The sequence below is a fragment of the Priestia sp. P5_B4 genome (assembly GCF_056400385.1).
On record NZ_JBFULJ010001487.1, the window covers coordinates 1 to 564 of the forward strand.

At 36.2% G+C, this 564-nt stretch carries 1 protein-coding gene; it reads right to left on the reverse strand.

Annotated features, from left to right (window positions below; genetic code table 11):
• Nucleotides 1–129 precede the first annotated feature (129 nt).
• A partial coding sequence (locus tag AC1DRF_RS31760; protein ID WP_477742796.1) for a LysE family translocator occupies nucleotides 130–564 on the reverse strand: 435 nt, incomplete at its 5' end.

Sequence of the window (564 nt, forward strand, 5' to 3'; positions counted from 1 at the left end):
CCTCCAATCAATAGCTAGAAGCACCTGATTAGACCTACGTTCACTATCACAATAAAAAAATCCAAATGAGTTTAATTCTCCATCAAGAATCAAACTCGTTTGGAACTTTCTTCAACTAACATACTTTTGTTATTTATGTTTTTCAAAAGCAAGCTTTAATCCAAACCCAATTAACACGACGCCCGTTGCTTTATCCATAAAGCGCTGAACGCTAGGTGTTGTGAGCCATTTTCGTAAATAGTTAATAAAAAAGACGAATACGAAAAACCACGTGATAGCAAGGATCGTATAGGTTATTCCCATCAGAAGTAATTGAAGCGTTACGTTTTGATGACTTTGAACAAATTGAGGTAAAAAAGTTAAGAAAAACACCGCCACTTTTGGATTAAGGACGTTTGAGACAAGACCTTGACGAAAAGCGGATGTTTCTTTTGACTTCTCCTCTTTTATAGGAGAAACTGTATCGGTTTTTTTAGAAAGAAAAGCAGAGATTCCTAAGTACATTAAGTACAGGGCTCCTGCATATTTTACGATTTCAAATGCCAGAGCTGACTGAAGAAGAAG